Source organism: Protofrankia sp. Cj5 (assembly GCF_917627405.1).
Classification (GTDB): Bacteria; Actinomycetota; Actinomycetes; order Frankiales; family Frankiaceae; genus Protofrankia.
This window is the reverse complement of record NZ_CAKJTO010000027.1, coordinates 28,356-47,402: the sequence shown is the minus strand read 5'-3', so window position 1 is coordinate 47,402 and position 19,047 is coordinate 28,356. Positions and strand designations below refer to the sequence as shown.

The window sequence follows — 19,047 nt, the reverse complement described above, 5'->3', positions numbered from 1 at the left end:
AACAGGCCGCGGTGGTGGACATCATCAGTGGTGGCCGCCTTGACCTCGGCCTGGGCGCGGGCTACCGGATACCGGAGTTCGAGCTGTTCGGCGCCGATCCGGCGAAGCGCTACGGTGCCACCGACCGGCGGGTCCGTGAGCTGCGGCAGATCTGGGCCGAGGGCCGGGTGACCCCGCGCCCCGTCCAGGAACGGCTGCCCATCTGGCTCGGTTACCTGGGCCCCCAGGGCGCCCGGCGGGCCGGTCTGCTCGGTGAGAACCTGCTGTCGGCCTTCGGCCCGATCGCCGAGCCGTACCGCAAGGGGCTCGCGGAAGCCGGGCACGCCCCCGAGACCGCCCGCATGGCTGGCGGCATCCAGGGCTGGGTCAGTGACGACCCGGAACGCGACTGGCCGGTCATCGGCGGGTACCTCGCCTACCAGCTCGACTCCTACCGCCGGCACATGGTGGAGGGAACCGGTGCCCCGACGCCACGGCCGGTCGACCCCGACCGCGTCCGGGCCCGCGAGGCCTCCAAGAGCCCGATCGACTACTTCCACTACGGCACGCCCGAGGAGGTCGCGAGCGGTATCCGGGCCTTCGTCGGCGACGCACCGGTCGACACCGTGTACCTGTGGGCCTCGCTCGGCGGAATGCCGGCGGACCTCGTGGCCCGCCACGTCGACATCGTGTGCACCAGACTCGCGCCCCTGCTTCGCGAGACCAGCGCACCGGCCACGCCATCGGCCCGATAGTGGGCGGCCAGGCCGACGGGCCACGACCATCCGGCCCGCCGCGGTTCCCGCCAGCGGCCCGGCAGGAGAGCGGGATGGCAGCCTCAGCCGAGCACGTCAAGCACGCTGGCCTCATCAAAATGCGCCAGGACAAGCTGATTGGTCTCCACCAGATGACGCCGCCAGAAAAGCTCCGCCCCGGTGGCGTCGCCAGTCGCGATCAGATCAACCAGCCGCCGGTGCGCACGCAGGGCAAGATCGTCCTCATGGGACTCCGCCCCGCTACCGGAGGGCAGCGCGGCCCGGTGCGCCATGGCCACTCCGGTGACCAGGTGATGCAACATTCTCGTCAGGACCGCCAGGGTCTGGTTGCCGGCCAGCTCCACCATTGTCTCGTGGAAGTCGGTGTGCGCTGGAATCAGGCTTTCCGGGCCGGTCAGGCGTTCTTCATCGCAATCGAGATGCGCCGTGAGCGCCTCGACATCCCGCCGCCGCCGCCGCGCCGCCAGCAGCCGAGCGGCCGGTGGCTCAATCACCGAACGGGCTTCCAGCACGTCGGCGACCGTCACGTTGTCGTGCTGGAGGACCAGCCCCACAAAACGTGCCGCCACATCGCCGTTGGGAACATGCACCCGTGCCCCGCCGTGAGCGCCCCGCCGCACACCGATCAGGCCCTCGGACTCCAGCACCCGGAAAGCCTCACGCAGCGTCGGTCGCGAGACATCGAACCTCGCCATCAGGGACGCCTCGTTGGGGAGGCCGTCACCTTCTCGAAGATCACCACGAATAATCTGCCGACGCAGGGCAGCCGCTACCAACTCGGCAGTCTTGGGCACCCGGACGTGGCCAGTCGCGTCGATGTCGGCGGGTCGTCTGCTCACCAACTCATCGTATAGTTCATTCAGCCATCATCGAAGCATCTTGGACGTAGAACGCCTGGCAACAGGGGCGTGGACCAAGGGGAGCGATGACGCAAGGTGCGTGCCCCAGCCCTGCTACGTCCGAGGTCCGAGAGGCCCGAGGCCCGGCTGGCACGCAGCGCCGCGGTACCCGGCACCGATCCACCAGTTCTTCCTCGGGAGCATGAAATGACCCATGTAGATACAGCCATCCTCCTGATTCGCCTGTGCGTTGGGCTCACCCTGGTCGCCCACGGATGGAACCACCTGTTCGGTGGCGGCCGGATAGCCGGCGCGGCCGGCTGGTATGGCTCCATGGGCCTGCGTCCCCCACTCGTGCAGGCCTGGATGTCAGTGCTGTTCGAGTTCGCGGCGGGCATCGGCCTCGCCGCCGGCTTCCTCACCCCGCTGGCGGCCTCGGCCACGGTCGGTCTCATGACGGTCGCGGGAGTGGTCGCGCACAGGCCGCACGGATTCTTCGTGTTCCGTGAGGGTTACGAGTACGTTCTGATGATCGCCGTGATCGCGGTCGCCATCGCTACCGCCGGTCCGGGCAAGGCCTCGCTCGACCACGCGATCGGCCTGGGTGGAGTCGGCTGGGCCGGCTTCGCGATCTCGACCGGCGTCGGCCTCGCGGGCGCCGCCGCGCTCCTGGTGACCAGCTGGCGGCCACAGCCTGTCAATCCCTGAACCCGCCTCAGCCGGCATCAGACCGGTGACGCGGCAGGGAGACTACTGTGGCCCCGTGCGACGGGCTGCCGGGACGTCGCGGCGGGAGGATCTCCACATGTTGTCAGCAAGAACCTTCCCAGGCGGCGGTAAGCACGGATGAGGAGACCGCGGTTGCCCGGCGCCCGGGTGAGCCGTGCGCCGGTGCTCCTTCTCAGTGCGCTGACCTGCTGGATGCTGCTGTGGGCGCTGACCAATCCGCTGAGAACCGCCCCGGACGAGCCGAGCCATTACGCGAAGGCCGTGGCGGCGGGACACGGACAGATCCTCGGCGACGCTGTCCCGTTCGCGGAGATACAAGCGACGCGGGCATTCAGCGATGACTCGCTGCGCCAGGTCCGGAACGCCTACCGGAGTTTCCTGCTGCCAGCTGACCTCCGGGACACGACGAATCCTCCGTGCACCGCCCTGCACCCGGACGTGTCGGCGGCGTGCCTTCGCCTGCCGGCAGCTGTTCCGGACGGGCGGGTCAACAGCATCGTCGGCGCGTATCCACCCTGGCTGTACCTACCCGCGGGAGTTCTCACCCGGGCCGCCTGGTCGGTTCGCTCCGGCTACCTCCTTGCGCGGCTGGGTGCCACCCTCATCTCGGCCGGGCTGCTCGGCGCCGGGCTGTGGCTGCTGCTGGGCGGGCAGCCACCAGCCGGGCAAGCACCAGCCGGGCAACGCGCCCGGCAGACCCTGCTGCTGGCCGGGTACGCCCTCGCCGCCACCCCGATGGTCATCTTTCTCAGCTCGCAGGTGGGTACCAGTGGCGCCGAGGTCACCGGAGCGATCGCATCCACCGCGGCGGCGCTGCGCCTGTCCCGTACCGAACATCCCACGGCCCGGACCTGGTTGATCGCTGGCGCTGTCCTGGGCATCACCGCGCTGAGCCGTCCGCTGGCACCCCTGTGGGTGGCCTTCGCGATCGCTGTCGGGATCGGCCGTGCCGGCGGGCGCGCGGCGCTGCTGCGGCTGCGCGCGGCCGGCCGGCCCTCGATCGCGGCAGTGACGGTCACCGCGGTGGGAATCGCCGCGACAGCGCTGTGGACGCAGAGCCTGTCGCTACGGACCCCTGTCCTGTGGGACCGCCTCGGCCGCGGTCTCGCGGCCGCCGTCGAGCTGGCCCCGGAGTCCGCCCGCCAGGCTGTCGGGGTCTTCGGCTGGCAGTCCGTCCCCATCCCGGACGCCGTGTACTGGCTGTGGGGACTGCTGGTGGCGGGGCTCCTCCTCGCCGCCTTCGCGGTCGGCCGGTGGCGCGATCGTGCGCTGCTCGCGGGCAGCCTCGCGGTGGTCATGGCCAGCTATGAGCTGCTCGCGGCGGCCGTGTTCATCCAGAACGGTTTTGGCATGCAGGGCCGGTACATCCTGCCTGTGCTGGTCATGCTGCCCCTGCTGGCGGCGGAGGTGCTCGCCGTCCGGCTGCCCGAGCGCCTTTGCGGCCATGCGGCCACGGTGGCGGTCGGCATCATCGTCATGACCGCGGCCGGCCAGTTCGTCGCGTGGGGCGCCAACAGCCACCGGTACGCGGTCGGCATGGACGGACCCCTCTGGTTCGTGCCCCGCCCCGCCTGGTCACCATCGGGCGGCTGGCTTGTCTGGCTGCTTCTCGCCTGCCTCCCTGTCGTTGTGACCCTCGCCGCGGCCCAGTCCTGCCGCCCGGTGCGGGCCGGCCGGCCACATGGTCCGCTCTCCCGGCGCTACCGTGCGGCCGGCGCCGCCGAAAGCGTGACGACGCGGCCGGCGCGAACGCACAATCCAGGTGGCATGCTGCACTGGGACAACTCGGCGTAACAAACACCGCGGAGGGGACGACGTGGCTGCCGCTCCAGAGGCCAGCCGCATCGTGGCTGGCCGGTACCGGCTCATCGAACGGCTCGGCACCGGTGGGATGGGCACGGTGTGGCGCGCCTTTGACGAGGTGCTGCTGACCGAGGCTGCTCTCAAAGAGGTCGACCTCGGCGACGCTCCTGATCCGTTCGAGCGGGCCGACCGGGTGGAAAGAGCTCTCCGGGAGGCCAGACACGCCGCGCGGCTGCGTGGCCATCCGCATGTCGTGACCATCCTCGATGTGATCGTCGAGGATGGTCTGCCATGGATCGTCATGGAGCTGGTGCCGTCCCAGTCACTGTTCCAGCTGGTCCGCGATCACGGTCCGCTGTCCGTCGCGGAGGTTGCCCGTATCGGGATCGCGATCGGCGACGCGCTGGCCGCCGCGCACGCGTTCGGGATTCTGCACCGCGATGTGAAGCCCTCGAACGTGCTGATCGGAACCGACGGCAGGGTGGTCCTGACCGACTTCGGCATCGCGACCCGGGACAGCGACTCAGCTCTCACCGTCACCGGCGTGCTCGGGACGCCGTCCTACATGTCACCGGAACGCCTGAACGGTGACCCGGCAACGCCTGAGGCGGACATGTTCGGCCTCGGCGCGACCCTCTACTTCGCTGTGGAGGGGAAGCCGCCGTTCTACCGGGAGACCTTCGCCGCGATGGTGGCGGCGATCCTGTTCCAGCCCCCCGCACAGACATACCGGGCGGGCCCGCTGGACGATATTCTCACCGGCCTGCTCGACAAGGATCCGCGCACCCGCCTGACGTCCCGCCAGATGTACGGGCTCCTGATCGGCATCGCCGCGGCACGCCCGCCGGCTGCCCCGCCACCAAGCCGCCAGCCCGGCGGACGCCCGCGGGTCGTCAGCCGTGACGACGTCGGCCCGCGCTACGCCTTCGGCAGCGCCCCTGGGAGCACGACGCCCGAGGTCACAGCACCGGAGATCGCGCCGACCACCCGCGGCTCCCAGACAGCCCCTGATGATCAAGACGATGCGCCCGGCGCGCTCGCACCGCCGTCCAATCTGACCGCCACGCAGGAGAACGGAGCGGTGGTCCTGCGGTGGAGCGCGCCGACGTCGTCCGGCCCGCTCTCCTTCCGCGTCCTGCGCGTGGTGGCGGACCCGGCCGCACCGAGTGGACGGTCCGAACGCAGCCTCGGCATGACCGCCTCCACCGAGCTGTCCGACGCGGGTGTTCCCCACGGCGTGACGGTCTGGCACGAGGTGATGTCGGCGGCCGGCGGCCAGCGCTCGACGCCGGCCCGCACCCAGCCACTGGTGATCGCCCCAGATGTCACGGCGCTGCGCGCCCGCATGGACGGTGACGGCGTCGCCCTGTCCTGGACTCTCGCGGCAGGATACGACGACGTACTGATCGAGCGGACCTTTGACGAGTCGTCGCCGTTTCACGGGGCCACCCGTCGGGTCCGCGCCGCCGGCGGCCGCTATGTCGACCATGACGCGCAGACCGGGGCCACCTATCGCTATCGGGTACGGGTGTCCTACCCGGATCCGCTCGGCGCCCTGGCCCATACCGCGGGCGTGGACGTGGTCGTGAAAGTGATCGCCAGGCCGCGTCCGGTCCTCGATCTGGAGGCGGACGGCGATGGCGCGGTGACCACCCTGCGGTGGACGACCGTTCCCGGCGCGCTGGTGCGGATCTACGTCACCGAGGTGCCCGCCGGCTTACCCGAACGCCCGGCGGACCAGCCGCCTGACGGCGGCCCCACCCCGGCTGATCCGCTCCTCGCGACAGGCCCGTTCGGCGCTGTCGACGAAGAACTGCCCGTGGACTCGCTGGACGGGCACGTGCACCTGGCCGGCTCAAGCCGGCGTGGACGTCTCACCGTGGCCGCTGCCGGCGGGCCGGTCGTATACACCCCGGTCAGTGTCGCCGGCAACAGAGCGGTCGTCGGCCGCTCAACCCACCACCTGCCCACCGGGCCTATCCGTGCGCTGCATGCCGTCGACCGCGGCAACGAGATCGTCCTGACGTTCCAGATGCCACCTGGCATCACCGAAGCCAGGGTGCTGTGGCGCCATGACACGATGCCCACCGGGCCGGACGATCCGGCCGCCCGGAGCGCGAAGGTCACCAACGCCAGCCTGGAAATCAGAGGCGGCTGGCACCTGCGCGCGCCCGACAACGGACTGGTCTACCACTTCGCCGTCTATCCCCTGGTCCGGTCGGCGGATGGGGTCAGGGCGCTGTCCACCGGCACCTACGCGGTCCTCCGCACCGGCTCCCACTGATCATTCGACTCATTCGACCCCGCGCGTAGCCCGCCCGGACGCTTTTCACAACTCAACGGAAACACCATCCGAGCGGTTGGAAACAGCATTTCCCTACCACCAACAGTTCAGCCTGCCAACAAATACAATATGTTAACTAAATATTTACCAATCGCCGTACGATCAACATAAATCCGGCAATCAGTACCCATTTCCCTTCCTGTCATCTCATCCCTCGAAGACAAGTACGGGACACAATTCAGATCCCTTCGGGACCACCCGGTGATCCCGCGGGCACGGCAGAGCAGATTACGATCATGAAACTTTTAGCAGCTCACCGACCCGCTCGGATGCACGCCTTTTCGATACAGCACCGCTGGCACCAAATTCCCCAACGGCCGCGACCACGGTCCGGCAAAGCTCTCCCCAGGCACGCAGCAACCGCCCGCCAGGCGCCCATCGGCCGCCAGATAGAGTCTGTTACATGTGGAACTATTGGGAATATCCCCGTGGATGCCACTCCTTGCTCACGAGACAACCAGAACCATGCAAACGGACGCGTGGCGCCATTGCCGGCGCAAGGAGATACCCAACAATTCATCACAGAATTGGCCGTTCGTGCCAATGATCCATTGTCGGCCTTAGGCTGACCCAGCCAACCCGCAGCCGAACCTGTTGGGTGTACCCCCTCCGAACCTGGACTAATCACCCGGGTAGAGTCGTCTCGCCCACGGGGGGAGACCGAAGGGTTACGGTTTTCGCCCCGGGCCGTGGCAGGGCCGGGGCACGAAGGCTCTACAAGAACGCTCGCCCCAACGAGGCGCCAAGACACGGCGTCGGACGAGAGGATCGGATGCTCCAGAACTGGCCAATCCGCTCCAAGCTGGTCGCCATTCTCATCCTTCCGCTGATGGCGCTGACAGTTTTCAGCGCCATCCAGGTCCGGACGAACCTTGAGAGTGTCAGCGCAAGCGATCGGATCCGGACCCTCGCGGGTTTCTCAATCAAGGTCAACGATCTCGCTGATGCCCTCCAGAAGGAACGCAACGCAGCGGGCACGTATGTCGGGAGCGGATTTCGGGTCGGCTTGGACGACGTGCGAGCCACCCGGATCCCGACCGACGCGGCCCTGGAGACGTACCGAACCGACGTCGCGGAGCTTCCCAGCAGCGCAAGCAAGAATCTGCGACCCGTGCTGGAAGCCACCCGCAACCAGCTCGATCAGCTTGCCGCCCACCGGCAGTCGATCGACCTGGGGCAGACTGACCGTGACAAAAACGTCACCTTCTACACCCGAGGAATCACGGATCTGCTGACCGTCGTCGCCCAGGTTGGTCTTGGGTCCGACAACTCGGAACTCATCAACATGGCCGCGAGCCTGAGCAGCATGACGCGGGCGAAGGAGGCCGCCGCTCTCCAGCGCGGCTACGTGGCCGTGATCCTGTTCCTCCACCAGAGCAACGTCGGGGTCGTCAAGCTGATCCAGGCGAATGGCGGCGCGGAGGATGCCTGGATCACGCAGTTCCGCACCACCGCTTCCCAGCGGCAGCAGGACAGCTACGACAAGACGGTCGGCCCGGCCGTGGACGGCGTGACCCGGATGCGTGACGGCACGGTGTTCGCGGCCCAGATGAACCAGCCCATCACCATCGACCCACAGGCGTGGCTCACCGCGGCTGACGACAAGCTCGCCCGGATGGTCGAGGTGGAAAACCAGCTCTCGACCGACCTGCGGAACCGGAGCAACGCGATCGCCTCGACCGCGACCCGTGGCGCCTGGCTCGGCGGTGTCACCGTCGCGCTGGTTCTCGCCGTGTCGATCAGCATTTCGCTGTTCGTGGCGAGCCCGATGATCCGCCACCTCCGGCGCCTGCGGGGAGCCGCCCTGGAGGTCGCGAACAAGAGCCTGCCAGATGTCGTGGAACGGCTCCACCAAGGGGAACAGGTAAACATCGACAACGAGGCGTTCCCCACCGCGAGCCGGACCAAGGACGAGATCGGCCAGGTGGCCGATGCCTTCACCACCGTCCATCAGGTGGCTGTGCGCACCGCTGTCGAACAGGCGGCGATGCGCAAGAGCATCGGCGACACGTTCCTCAACCTCGCTCGCCGCAGCCAGGCGCTCATCCATCGCCAGCTCAAGGTCATCGACGGGCTGGAACGCAAGGAGACCGACCCGGACGAGCTGGCGGAGCTGTTCCGGCTCGACCACCTCGCGACACGCATGCGGCGCCACGCCGAGGACCTCATCGTGCTGTCCGGATCGAAACCAGCCCGCGGCTGGCGCCGGCCGGTCCCGCTCAAGGACGTCGTCCGCGGAGCCGTCGCCGAGGTGGAGGACTACACCCGCGTCAAGGTGCTGCCGATCTCGGGTTCCGCCGTCGGCGGCCACGCGGTCGGTGACGTGATCCACATGCTCGCCGAACTGATCGAGAACGCCACTTCCTTCTCCCCGCCGCACACTCCCGTCCACGTCTCCGGCCACGAGGTCTCCAACGGCTGCGTGGTCGAGGTCGAAGACCGCGGCCTCGGCATGACCGACGAGGAGTACAACGAGGTCAACGAGCGGCTGGGCAACCCGCCACCATTCGACCTCCAGACCAGTGAACGACTCGGCCTGTTCGTCGTCGGCCGGCTCGCCCAGCGGCACAGCATCCAGGTCCGGCTGCGGCCGTCACCGTATGGCGGAACCCTCGCCATCGTCCTGCTCCCAGCGGCGCTGCTGCGCGAGATCGACGCGACCGCCGGCCAGCAGAACCCGGCGATCTACGAAGAGACCTCCGGAGCGGTCTCCGCCGGCTCGTTCACGGACTCGCTCGGCGGCTCCGCCGAACCCAGCGAGTTCGGCGAACTGATGCCGGTGGGCGCGCCGGCCGCGTCCAGCAACGGCGACGGCGATGACCGGCCGCTCATGGACGATCTGCCCGTGTTCGCCACGATCCGTTCAAGCTGGTTCGTCGCCGAGCGGAACGGAGTCGGGAGCTCCGACAACGGTAAGAACGGCGAGCACTCTGGGCCATGGACGCGGCCGGACCCACAGCCCGCGTCCGATGCCTGGACCGAAGCTCCGGATACCCCGGCCGAGCTGCTTGACCCATCGAACCGGTGGGGCCAGCCGCCGGGCAATGATGGCCACCAGACCGGACCGACCAGTCGCTGGGAGGAACCGGCCGATACCTCAACACGTTGGACCACCGCGGCGTTCACTGACAACGGCCTGCCCGAGCGGGCCCATGCGCCCGAATCCCGGCCGGTCCCGCCGGCTTCGCCCTTCCCACCCAGCCCAGCCAGCCCACCCAGCCCGCGCTTCCCCCCGTCAGCGGCACCATCCCAGACAACATCCTTTCCGCAGGTGGCGGCGTCAGCACCCGCATCGGAGCTGCCACCCGCCACACCACCGACAACGGACGCGGGCCTGCCGAAGCGGAGGCGACGGGCAAGTCTGGCTCCCGAGCTCAGGGGAACACCCGCCAACGAACCCACGGCCCCGCCGCTCCTTGTCGGGCAACGATCACCGGAGGAAATCCGGAACATGATGTCCTCCTTCCAGTCCAACTTCGGCCGCGGCCTGCAAGAAGGACCTAACCCGAACGGCGATGACGCCAGGAAGGTGATGTGATGCGCCATATCGGCCCGGCTGAAAACATGAGCTGGCTGTTGAACAATCTCACGCGGAAAGTACCGGAGGTCACCTACGCGATTGTGCTGTCATCGGATGGTCTCCTGCTGGCCACGTCGAACGGTATGGACCGGACCACCGCCGACCAGCTGGCCGCGGTCGCCTCGGGATTCAACAGCCTGGCCCGGGGGGCCGGGCGGTTCTTCCGCGGCGGCAATGTCCGCCAGACAATCGTCGAGATGGAACAGGGCTTCCTGTTCGTCACGGCCGTCGGCGACGGGTCGTGTCTGGCCATCCTCAGCACGCCTGGGTCGGATATCGGTCTGATCGCATACGAGATGGCCCTGCTGGTCATCCGTGTCGGCGAGTTCCTGACCCCCGAGCTACGTGCCGAGATGCAGGCGGCACTACCGCGCTGAGCGCCCGCCCGGTTGAAGGCGACGCGATTCTCGCTCTGTCGCGTCGCCGGAGACCAGCGGGGACCTGACCCCACGCCCTGATCAGGAGGACCCGTGGACGAGGAGTGGTACGACGAGGACGCAGGTCCGGTCGTCCGCCCCTACGCCGTCACCGGCGGCCGAACGCGGCCGGCGGCCAATCGCGCGCTGGAGCTCGTAGCTCTGGTGTCGACGACAGCGCACGGACGGGCAATGCTTCGGAACCTCGATCCCGAGCAGCAGGACATCGTGCTGCTCTGTCAGCACATCCAGTCGATCGCGGAGATCTCCGCCCAGCTCAGCCTTCCGGTCGGCGTGGCACGCGTCCTCGTCGGCGACATGATCGACGCTGGTCTCGTACACGTCACCCGCCCAACCCGACCGACCGAGCGTCCCGACGTAGCGCTGATGGAGAAGGTGCTCGATGGACTTCAGACCCTCTAGAACAAATACCACCGGCTCCGCACTCAATCCGGTTAAGATAATAATTGCCGGTGGATTCGGCGCCGGAAAAACGACCTTTGTGGGCGCCGTCAGCGAAATACCCCCGCTCACCACCGAAGCGGCGCTGACCTCCGCAAGCCTCGGTATCGACGACACGTCCCAGGTCAGTGCCAAGACCACGACCACGGTTGCCATGGACTTCGGCCGGATCACCCTGCTCGACAGCGTGATTCTGTACCTGTTCGGCACGCCCGGTCAGGACCGCTTCTGGTTCATGTGGGATGAGCTGGTCCTCGGCGCCATCGGCGCCATCGTGCTCGTGGACACCCGCCGGCTCTCGGACTCGTTCCCGGCGGTCGACTATTTCGAGGAACGCGATATCCCGTTCCTGGTAGCGGTCAACCAGTTCGACGGCTCAAAGGCGTACACCCTCGACGACGTCCGCAACGCTCTCGACATCGACGCTCGGCGACCCATCGTGTTCTGCGACGCCCGTCGGCGGGAATCCGTCCGGCAGGCCCTGATCGCGCTGGTCCGCCACGCCCTGGATGTGGTGGCAACCGAGACCCGACAGCGGGGTCTGTTGTCCGAGGCCAGCGCCCACGTCGACTAGCCGGCGCGGGAGAGGAAAGTGCTTGATCTTCTCGGCCTTGATGACGTCGCTCTCGCGGCCTACCGGCTGTGGCTACGCCAAGAGGACCTGACCACCGAGGACGTAAGCCTGACCCTCAGGCTTCCCACGAGCATTATCACGCGGGCCCGCGACAGGCTCATCGAGCTCTCGCTGCTGGTGATGTCCCGAGAGCATCCGGGCCGCCTCGTCGCGGTGCATCCCGAGGTCCCCCTGGAACAGCTGCTGCGCCAGCAACATGATCAGCTCATCCATCGGCAGGAACAGCTCATCCGCGCGCGTCTGCAGGTGAACACGCTGGTCGCCGACTACCTACAGGGGCGTCAGATCGGGGGGCACGGGGAGGCGGTGGAGCGTTTGGACGGCGCCGACGCCGTCGAGATCAAGGCGCGGGAACTGCTGGCCCGGGCGGAACGGGAAGTACTGATGCTGCACACCCAGCCCGGGCGGGAACCGCCCCTCACAGCTACGAGCACACAAGCTGTCCGAGGTGCGCTGGAGCGTGGAATCACCATGCGCGGCATCTACTCCCGCGGGACGCGTTCGGGCGGCATGACCGCCGCACGCATCCGTAACATAGCCGCACACGGCCTGGATCTACGTGTGATCGACGCCTCACCAGCGGATTTTGCCATCGTCGACCGCCAGATCGCTCTCGTCTTGCTGACGCTGGATCCATACGACAGCCATGCGCTGCTGCTGCGCGAGCCGGCGCTGACCAATCTGGCCGTGATGTTGTTCGACCACTTGTGGAAGTTCGCCGAACCGCTGGAGGCCGGCCGCAACGCGCTCGGCACGATCTCCGGTGGCGATCCAGCCGGTGGCGATCCAGCGGACCGCGACACAGACGATCACGATTCCGCCGAACCGGAGGAGCCGACGGAATCCGAGCGTGTGCTCCTGCGGCTGTTGAGCCTCGGCGCCAAGGACGAGGCCGCCGCCCGCCATCTTGGTGTGTCGGTCCGGACAGTGCGCCGGATGATCGCTGACCTGATGCGCCGGATGGACGCCCGCAGCCGGTTCCAGGCCGGCATCCTCGCGGCGGAGCGAGGTTGGCTATAACAGAACCGGCACACTGGAGGCCATACTTGGCATCAAGTTGCCACTACATGTTCCTGCCAGATCAATTTCGAGACACAGGCGGAACAAATAAAGCATGCTGCTACGGGGGCAAAGGCCAGGTCGGGACTGGCTTCCGGGGGCTTATCGCGGTACAGCAAGGGCGGATGCAACAGATCGCTTCGCGGTCCGCTGGACCCGCGTCATCAGATCATCGAAGGCAGCCGGGAGCAGCCGCTGATCAAAGCATAAAACAGGCGTCTACCAGCGGTTCTGGCATATCGTCAGCACATGCCGGCGTCAATGCGACACCGATGTCGCGCACGCTCGTCCGAGTTCTTCCAAGTACAGCTAGGGAGCATGCGTGTCAGTGTTCTACAGCCAGGTCCGCCCAGCTGTTCCCGGACCTTCCCGATGACGCACCGGACCCTTATCGTCGCTCGCATGGAAACCAGCGATGAAACCGCTGTCGCCGACATCTTCCAGGAGTCGGACAACGGCCAGCTGCCTCGTCTGCTAGGCGTCGTCCGCCGCGATCTGTTCAGCTTTCACGGACTGTATTTCCATCTGATCGAGGCGGCTGACGATGTCAGCCACGCGCTGCCCTCGTTTCGTGAACATCCACTGTTCGTGGACGTCAACGCGAAACTGGGGAAACACATCACAGCGTACGACCCGGCAACCTGGAAAAGTCCACGGGACGCAATGGCGCGGAACTTCTACTCATGGGCTGCCGACTGACCGACTGACCGGCCGAGCAGGCTGAACAGACTGGCCAGCGGCCTCCCCGACCCTGACCGCCGACCGCCCCCAGCCACCACCACAAGGGAGAGAACGTCATGGAACATGCCTGGAACACCGACCGGCTGCTCGACTTTCTCATCGAACAGACCGTGCTCGCCCCCGACGACCGCCCGGCGCACCTTGACGTCACGTTCGCCGAGGTCGGGATCGATTCACTGGCGTACCTGCACCTGCAGACCGTCGTCTTCGACGCGTTCGGGATCGAGCTGCCCGCGGAACCGCCCACCGGCTACACCCTCGAACAGATCCTCGCCACGATCAACGCCGCCGGACAGGTCATCGCCTGACAAAACAGAACGAGCCTGGGCGGACCATTGCGCCCACCTGGTGAACCGAATGGAGAATGATGGCCTCACACACGGACAACTCGATCTGGATCGACGCTGACATCGATCTCGTCTGGAAAACAACCAATGATCTCGAAAACTGGCCGGAGCTCTTCACGGAGTACGCCTCGGTAGAAATTCTCGAACACCACGACAAGACCTTCAGGTTCCGGCTCACCATGCACCCGGATGCCAACGGAAACGTCTGGAGCTGGGTTTCGGAACGGACTCTGGACCCGGACAGACACCGCGTCCAGGCGCACCGCGTTGAAACAGGGCCTTTCGAGTTCATGAATATCGAGTGGACCTACGAACCAGAGGGTACCGGCACCAGGATGCGCTGGGTCCAGGACTTCCACATGCGCCCGGAAGCACCCGTCGACGACGCATGGATGACCAGCAATATCAACAACAACACCCGACGAGAGATGGGCGTCATCCGCGACAAGATCGAAAAAGCCGCCCGAGCCACAACGCCGCTCCCCCGCCAGGCCTGACCCCGCGCCTCACGCCTCCGCACAGCACACCTGCTACCCGGCGACGACACCCCCACGTCGCCGACGATTTTGGAACGCTGGCCTGCCCACCCCCCAGGGATCCAGGAGAAGCCATGACCGTGACCACCCCCACCACCAGACCGGCCGCGCTGTCGATCCACGCCGTCCCGGCCAACCGCCGTCGCGGCGGCGATATCCGTACCCTACTGTCCCCCGCGACGGTGGGTGCGAAGTCCGGCTTCCTCGGCACGCTGACGCTGCAACCGGGTGAGGTCGTCACCGAGCACTGGCACCCGTACTCCGAGGAGTTCCTGTACTGCGTGTCCGGAGGCGTCACCGCGCGGCTCGACGGCGAGCACACCGCGCTGCCCGCCGAGCACGGGCTCCTCATCCCGATCGGGATGCGGCATCGGATCGTCAACGAGGGCAGCCAGACGGCCTTCCTTGTCTTCCAGCTGAGCCCCTTGGCGCCGCGCCCGGAACTCGGCCACGTGGACACCGAACCGCTCCCCCAGAACTGACGTGCCCACGCTGGAACATCCCATGAAGGAGCCGGAAGTGAGACGGACGGCGATAACCGGCATCGGCGTGGTCGCGCCGGGAGGCACCGGTAGCAAGGAGTTCTGGCACCTGCTGACCGATGGCCGGACAGCCACCAGACGCCTGTCGTTCTTCGACCCGAGCCAGTTCCGCTCGCAGGTGGCCGCCGAATGCGACTTCGACCCGGCCGCGGCGGGGCTGACGCCACAGGAAATCGCCCGTAACGACCGTTTCATCCAGTTCGCCCTCGTGGCCGCGACCGAAGCGGTCACCGATAGCGGGCTGGAACTCGGCGGGGACGCGGACCCCGCCGACCCCGACCAGCCGCTGGTAGCCGTGAGCATGGGCAGCGCGGTCGGCGCGACCACCCGGCTGGAAGACGAGTACGTGATCGCCAGTAACAGCGGGCGCGACTGGCTTGTCGACCCCAGCTACGCATCGTCCTTTCTTTACCACGCCCTGGTCCCCAGCTGTCTGGCCACCGAGGTGGCCTACCGGTTCGCCGCCCATGGCCCGGCACACGTGGTCTCGACCGGCTGTACCTCCGGGATCGACGCGGTCGGGTACGGTCACCAGCTCATCGTCGACGGTGAGGCCGACATCGTGATCGCGGGAGCGTCGGACGCACCGCTGTCCCCGATCTCGATCGCGTGCTTCGACGCGATCCGGGCGACGTCCGCGCGCAACGACGATCCCGAGCACGCCTCCCGGCCGTTCGACGCGACCCGCGACGGGTTCGTGATGGGCGAGGGCTCCGCCGTACTCGTGCTGGAGGAGCTGGCGCATGCGCGGGCCCGGGGCGCCCACGTGTACTGCGAGGTCACCGGCTATGCCGCACGCTCGAACGCCTTCCACATGACCGGTCTGAAGGCCGACGGTCTCGACATGGCCGTGGCGATCTCGGATGCCCTGCGGCAGGGCCACACCGACCCGGCCCGGATCGACTACGTCAACGCCCACGGTTCCGGGACCAAACAGAACGATCGCCACGAGACCGCCGCGTTCAAGAAAGCACTCGGGCAACATGCCTACACCGTCCCGGTGAGCTCGATCAAATCCATGGTCGGTCACTCCCTGGGAGCGATCGGCGCCATCGAGGTCGCGGCCTGCGCCCTGGCGATCGAGAACCGGGTCGTCCCACCCACCGCCAACTGGGCCCGCCCAGACCCCGAATGCGACCTGGACTACGTACCGAACATCGCTCGTGACCATGACGTCACCGTGGCCCTGTCGGTCGGCAGCGGCTTCGGCGGGTTCCAGTCAGCCATCGTTCTCGACCGCGGATCGGATGCCCGGTGATCGCCGCTCGGCCGGCCCTGCGTCCTGTTGTCACCGGTGTCGGAGTGATTGCCCCCAGCGGCATCGGAACCGAGGAGCACTGGCGCTCCACGCTGCGTGGCGAGTTACGGGTAAAACCGATCACCAGCTTCGACGCCAGCCGGTACACCACGACGCTTGCCGGCCAGATCGACGGATTCGACCCCGCTGGGCGCCTGGGCGGCCGACTCGTCCTACAGACCGACCGGTGGACGTGGCTCGGCATGGCCGCGACCGAACTCGCGCTGTCCGACGCCTCCTACGACCCGGCGGCGCACGATCCGTACGCGACCTCGGTGGTGTTCGCGGCCGGGTCCGGCGGCAATGACTTCGGCCAGCGGGAGATCCAGCGGCTGTGGAGCCTTGGCCGCCAGGCCGTCAGCGTGTACCAGTCCATCGCCTGGTTCTACGCGGCGACCACCGGCCAGACCTCGATCAGGCACGGTCTGAAGGGACCGTCCGCGGTTGTGGTCACCGACGCCGCCGGTGGCCTCGACAGTCTCGCGCAGGCCCGGCGGACGATCCGCCGGGGAACGCCGGCCGTCCTCGCTGGCGCTGCCGAGGCCGGCCTCACTCCCTACGCTCTGACCTGCCAGATCACCGGCGGGCGCCTGTCCACCAGCAGCGAGCCGAAAGCCGGCTACAAGCCGTTCGACCGTTCCGCGGGTGGTCATGTGCCCGCCGAGGGCGGCGTGACACTCGTCGTGGAGGACCCGGCCTCCGCGGCGGCCCGCGGCGCGCCGAAGATATACGCCGAGATCGCCGGATACGCGGCGACCCACGACGCGGCCCATCATCGCGACCCCTCGCCGGACCCGCGCTGGTACGCCGAGGCCATGCGCCGAGCGCTCGTCGATGCGGACCTCAGCCCGGCCGACGTTGATGTGATCTTCGCGGACGGCGCGGGCTCGCGGGATCTCGACGACCTGGAGGCACGCGCGATCCACCTGGCATTCGGTGCCCATGCGGAGCACGTTCCCGTCACCGCTCCGCAGGGTCTGATCGGGCGGATGTGCGCGGGCGGCTCAGCGCTGGCGGCGGCGAACGCGCTGTTGTCCATCCGCGACGGGGTGATCCCGGCGGTCGGTAACCTCGACGACCCGCTCCCGCAGTACCGCCTCGACCTCGTCCGGGAACCACGTGAGACCCCGGTACGGGTCGCCATGGTCAACGCCCGCGGCTACGGCGGCTTCAACAGCTCGCTGATCCTGCGGGCCGTCGAGACACCCGCGCGGGGGGACAGCTGATGGACTTCGGGCTCAAAGGCAGATCAGCCCTGGTCACCGGCGGTGCCCGCGGGATCGGGCGTGCCGTCGTGCTGGCGCTCGCGCAGCAGGGAGCGTCCGTGATCACTTGCTATGTCAACGAAAGCGATGCGGTCACTTCACTCGCGGACGAACTCAACCGACTTGGCGCCGACGCGCAGCTGGTACGCGCCGACGTGTCGGTGGAAGCGGACGTGAACCGGCTGCTGGAGGCCGCCCGCGACCGCTTCGGGGCGCTCGACATCCTGGTCAACAACGCGGCGGCCGCGACCCAGGCACCGCTGCACCAGCTCGGCCTGGACGAGTGGCGGCGGGTGCTCGACACCAACCTGACCAGCCTTTACCTGCTCCACCGAGCGGCGCACGACCTACTGGCCAATGAAGCGTCGATCATTACCATCGGCTCGGCCGGAGCATTGCGCGGCGTCGCGGACCGCACCCCGTACATGGCCTCCAAGGCCGCTGTCCTCGGCTTCACCAGATCCCTGGCCAAGGAGCTCGGGTCACGCGGCATCCGGGTCAACACGGTGGCCCCCGGTTTCACCGAGACCGACCAGACGGCCGGCATGTCGCCAGCAAGGCGGGCACAGGCCGAGGCGATGACCGCGCTCGGGCGCCTCGCTCGGCCCGAGGAGATCGCCAGCGCGGTACTCTTCCTCGCGGGTGACGCGGCCCGCTACATCACCGGCGCCACGCTGTACGTAGACGGAGGGATCTGATGATCAGAGTAACTCTTACGATGCGTGTCCGTCCCAACCGGGAACAAGATTTCATCGACGTCTGGGAAAAGGTCGCGCTGGCCGCGAGCCGGGCAACAGGCAATCTGCGGCAGAGCCTCCTGCGGGACGGCCCGTGCGCGTTCGTCATCACGAGCGACTGGACGGACCGGGAGCATTTCCAGGCCTTCGAGCGCAGCCCGGAGCAGGACGCTCTCACCGCGCCACTGCGCGACCTGCGAGAGAGCGTGCGGATGGAGGTAGCCGAAATCCTCGTCCACCTGGAAGGAACAGAATGGCGATCGTGAGCGGCGAGACCCTGGCCGATACTAACAGACTGACGATCATCAACCACTTCCGGGCACTGGAGAACGGCGATCTCGAAGGTGCCCTGACAGCATTCGCCCCGGATATGGTTAATCACCGAATGGAGCCCGGCAGCCCACCTGGGCGGGCTGGTCTGGCTGCCACTTTGGGGGTCGTGCTGCGATGCTTTCCGGCCGCCGCCTGGCGGCTGGAAAGCATCGTCGCGGATTCGGAGCTCGTCGCCTCGATGATTGTGATCGAAGGCACGGCGCACGGGGTGATCATGGGAGTGCGGGCCGCTGGTCAGCGGGTGGCCTGGCGACATACCCACTGGTTTCGCATGTCCGGGGGAAAGGTCGTCGAGCATGACGCGATCCGCGACGATCGCGGCCTGCTCCGCCAGCTTGGCATGAACGTACGAGGCCCGCATCCCGGCGGGCTCGGCGGCGGGCTCGGGAGCTCCGAGAAAGGAGCTACGGGCAGCGGGGAACAGGAGAGCGTACCTCTCACCGTCGGATAACCAGCCGTCCACGGCCCGGCCGGTGAGGGCAAAAGCCCTGTCTCCCAAGCCGAACGAAACAGATCAGACAAGCCCCTGCCAGCACCATCACACCGCGCTCTGATTTTCTGCCGAAAACCAGGCCACCGGCCGAGAAAATCATCGTCGCGGACAGGACCAGTGGTGTCATAATCCAGC

General features: G+C 67.6%; 19 protein-coding genes. 18 read left to right on the top strand and 1 reads right to left on the bottom strand.

Annotated features, from left to right (window positions below; genetic code table 11):
* Positions 1 to 734: LLM class flavin-dependent oxidoreductase (locus MJ777_RS08430; protein ID WP_239374884.1), on the top strand; the 734-nt coding region annotated here is incomplete at its 5' end.
* 83 nt (positions 735 to 817) lie between these two features.
* On the opposite strand, the gene MJ777_RS08425 is transcribed toward MJ777_RS08430, so the two are convergent.
* Entirely contained in the window at positions 818 to 1,594 is a 777-nt protein-coding gene (locus MJ777_RS08425; protein ID WP_239310376.1) for a FadR/GntR family transcriptional regulator, read from the bottom strand.
* Between the two features lie 207 nt (positions 1,595 to 1,801).
* Between MJ777_RS08425 and MJ777_RS08420 the strand changes: the two genes are divergently transcribed.
* The 17 genes from MJ777_RS08420 to MJ777_RS08340 all read left to right on the top strand — a co-directional run bounded on the left by MJ777_RS08420 (position 1,802) and on the right by MJ777_RS08340 (position 18,870).
* A complete protein-coding gene (locus MJ777_RS08420; RefSeq protein WP_239374881.1) occupies positions 1,802 to 2,302 on the top strand; it encodes a DoxX family protein in 501 nt (166 codons plus the stop codon).
* A gap of 153 nt (positions 2,303 to 2,455) precedes the next feature.
* Positions 2,456 to 4,117, top strand: a complete 1,662-nt coding sequence (locus MJ777_RS08415) for a DUF2142 domain-containing protein (RefSeq protein WP_239374878.1) — start codon at positions 2,456 to 2,458, stop codon at positions 4,115 to 4,117.
* 22 nt (positions 4,118 to 4,139) lie between these two features.
* Positions 4,140 to 6,410: a protein kinase gene (locus MJ777_RS08410; RefSeq protein ID WP_370652675.1), complete on the top strand. Its 2,271-nt coding sequence runs from the start codon at positions 4,140 to 4,142 to the stop codon at positions 6,408 to 6,410.
* Between the two features lie 832 nt (positions 6,411 to 7,242).
* Positions 7,243 to 10,008, top strand: coding sequence for a sensor histidine kinase (locus tag MJ777_RS08405; RefSeq protein WP_239374874.1), 2,766 nt, complete (start codon positions 7,243 to 7,245; stop codon positions 10,006 to 10,008).
* Positions 10,008 to 10,427 (top strand): roadblock/LC7 domain-containing protein, encoded by a 420-nt coding sequence (locus MJ777_RS08400; protein ID WP_239310387.1) that lies wholly within the window; start codon positions 10,008 to 10,010, stop codon positions 10,425 to 10,427. Before MJ777_RS08405 ends, MJ777_RS08400 begins: the two co-directional genes overlap by 1 nt.
* A gap of 93 nt (positions 10,428 to 10,520) precedes the next feature.
* Positions 10,521 to 10,889: a DUF742 domain-containing protein gene (locus MJ777_RS08395; RefSeq protein WP_239310372.1), complete on the top strand. Its 369-nt coding sequence runs from the start codon at positions 10,521 to 10,523 to the stop codon at positions 10,887 to 10,889.
* A complete protein-coding gene (locus MJ777_RS08390; RefSeq protein ID WP_239310371.1) occupies positions 10,870 to 11,502 on the top strand; it encodes an ATP/GTP-binding protein in 633 nt (210 codons plus the stop codon). Before MJ777_RS08395 ends, MJ777_RS08390 begins: the two co-directional genes overlap by 20 nt.
* An 18-nt stretch (positions 11,503 to 11,520) precedes the next feature.
* The gene (locus tag MJ777_RS08385; protein WP_239374871.1) at positions 11,521 to 12,582 is read left to right on the top strand and encodes a LuxR C-terminal-related transcriptional regulator; all 1,062 of its coding nucleotides are present in this window, start codon (positions 11,521 to 11,523) and stop codon (positions 12,580 to 12,582) included.
* A gap of 411 nt (positions 12,583 to 12,993) precedes the next feature.
* Positions 12,994 to 13,320 (top strand): TcmI family type II polyketide cyclase, encoded by a 327-nt coding sequence (locus MJ777_RS08380; RefSeq protein WP_239374868.1) that lies wholly within the window; start codon positions 12,994 to 12,996, stop codon positions 13,318 to 13,320.
* A 98-nt stretch (positions 13,321 to 13,418) separates the two neighbouring features.
* Positions 13,419 to 13,670 carry a phosphopantetheine-binding protein gene (locus MJ777_RS08375; RefSeq protein ID WP_239310368.1) on the top strand — a complete coding sequence of 84 codons (252 nt, stop codon included), beginning with the start codon at positions 13,419 to 13,421 and terminating at the stop codon, positions 13,668 to 13,670.
* Between the two features lie 59 nt (positions 13,671 to 13,729).
* Positions 13,730 to 14,206, top strand: a complete 477-nt coding sequence (locus MJ777_RS08370) for an SRPBCC family protein (RefSeq protein ID WP_239374865.1) — start codon at positions 13,730 to 13,732, stop codon at positions 14,204 to 14,206.
* A 113-nt stretch (positions 14,207 to 14,319) separates the two neighbouring features.
* Positions 14,320 to 14,727, top strand: a complete 408-nt coding sequence (locus MJ777_RS08365) for a cupin domain-containing protein (RefSeq protein WP_239310366.1) — start codon at positions 14,320 to 14,322, stop codon at positions 14,725 to 14,727.
* Positions 14,728 to 14,764: 37 nt separating this feature from the next.
* Positions 14,765 to 16,045, top strand: coding sequence for a beta-ketoacyl synthase (locus tag MJ777_RS08360; protein WP_305039405.1), 1,281 nt, complete (start codon positions 14,765 to 14,767; stop codon positions 16,043 to 16,045).
* A complete protein-coding gene (locus tag MJ777_RS08355; protein WP_239345098.1) occupies positions 16,042 to 17,310 on the top strand; it encodes a beta-ketoacyl synthase N-terminal-like domain-containing protein in 1,269 nt (422 codons plus the stop codon). Before MJ777_RS08360 ends, MJ777_RS08355 begins: the two co-directional genes overlap by 4 nt.
* Positions 17,310 to 18,047 (top strand): SDR family NAD(P)-dependent oxidoreductase, encoded by a 738-nt coding sequence (locus tag MJ777_RS08350; RefSeq protein ID WP_239374863.1) that lies wholly within the window; start codon positions 17,310 to 17,312, stop codon positions 18,045 to 18,047. The genes MJ777_RS08355 and MJ777_RS08350 overlap by 1 nt, the downstream gene beginning before the upstream one ends.
* Positions 18,047 to 18,352 carry an antibiotic biosynthesis monooxygenase gene (locus MJ777_RS08345; protein WP_239309864.1) on the top strand — a complete coding sequence of 102 codons (306 nt, stop codon included), beginning with the start codon at positions 18,047 to 18,049 and terminating at the stop codon, positions 18,350 to 18,352. Before MJ777_RS08350 ends, MJ777_RS08345 begins: the two co-directional genes overlap by 1 nt.
* Positions 18,349 to 18,870 (top strand): ester cyclase, encoded by a 522-nt coding sequence (locus tag MJ777_RS08340; protein WP_239309862.1) that lies wholly within the window; start codon positions 18,349 to 18,351, stop codon positions 18,868 to 18,870. Before MJ777_RS08345 ends, MJ777_RS08340 begins: the two co-directional genes overlap by 4 nt.
* Positions 18,871 to 19,047: the final 177 nt, after the last annotated feature.

Coding starts and splice junctions, on each gene's coding strand:
- MJ777_RS08420 (WP_239374881.1), top strand. CDS start 1,802: ATGACCCATGTAGATACAGCCATCCTCCTGATTCGCCTGTGCGTTGGG.
- MJ777_RS08405 (WP_239374874.1), top strand. CDS start 7,243: ATGCTCCAGAACTGGCCAATCCGCTCCAAGCTGGTCGCCATTCTCATC.
- MJ777_RS08400 (WP_239310387.1), top strand. CDS start 10,008: ATGCGCCATATCGGCCCGGCTGAAAACATGAGCTGGCTGTTGAACAAT.
- MJ777_RS08390 (WP_239310371.1), top strand. CDS start 10,870: ATGGACTTCAGACCCTCTAGAACAAATACCACCGGCTCCGCACTCAAT.
- MJ777_RS08380 (WP_239374868.1), top strand. CDS start 12,994: ATGACGCACCGGACCCTTATCGTCGCTCGCATGGAAACCAGCGATGAA.
- MJ777_RS08375 (WP_239310368.1), top strand. CDS start 13,419: ATGGAACATGCCTGGAACACCGACCGGCTGCTCGACTTTCTCATCGAA.
- MJ777_RS08370 (WP_239374865.1), top strand. CDS start 13,730: ATGGCCTCACACACGGACAACTCGATCTGGATCGACGCTGACATCGAT.
- MJ777_RS08365 (WP_239310366.1), top strand. CDS start 14,320: ATGACCGTGACCACCCCCACCACCAGACCGGCCGCGCTGTCGATCCAC.
- MJ777_RS08350 (WP_239374863.1), top strand. CDS start 17,310: ATGGACTTCGGGCTCAAAGGCAGATCAGCCCTGGTCACCGGCGGTGCC.
- MJ777_RS08345 (WP_239309864.1), top strand. CDS start 18,047: ATGATCAGAGTAACTCTTACGATGCGTGTCCGTCCCAACCGGGAACAA.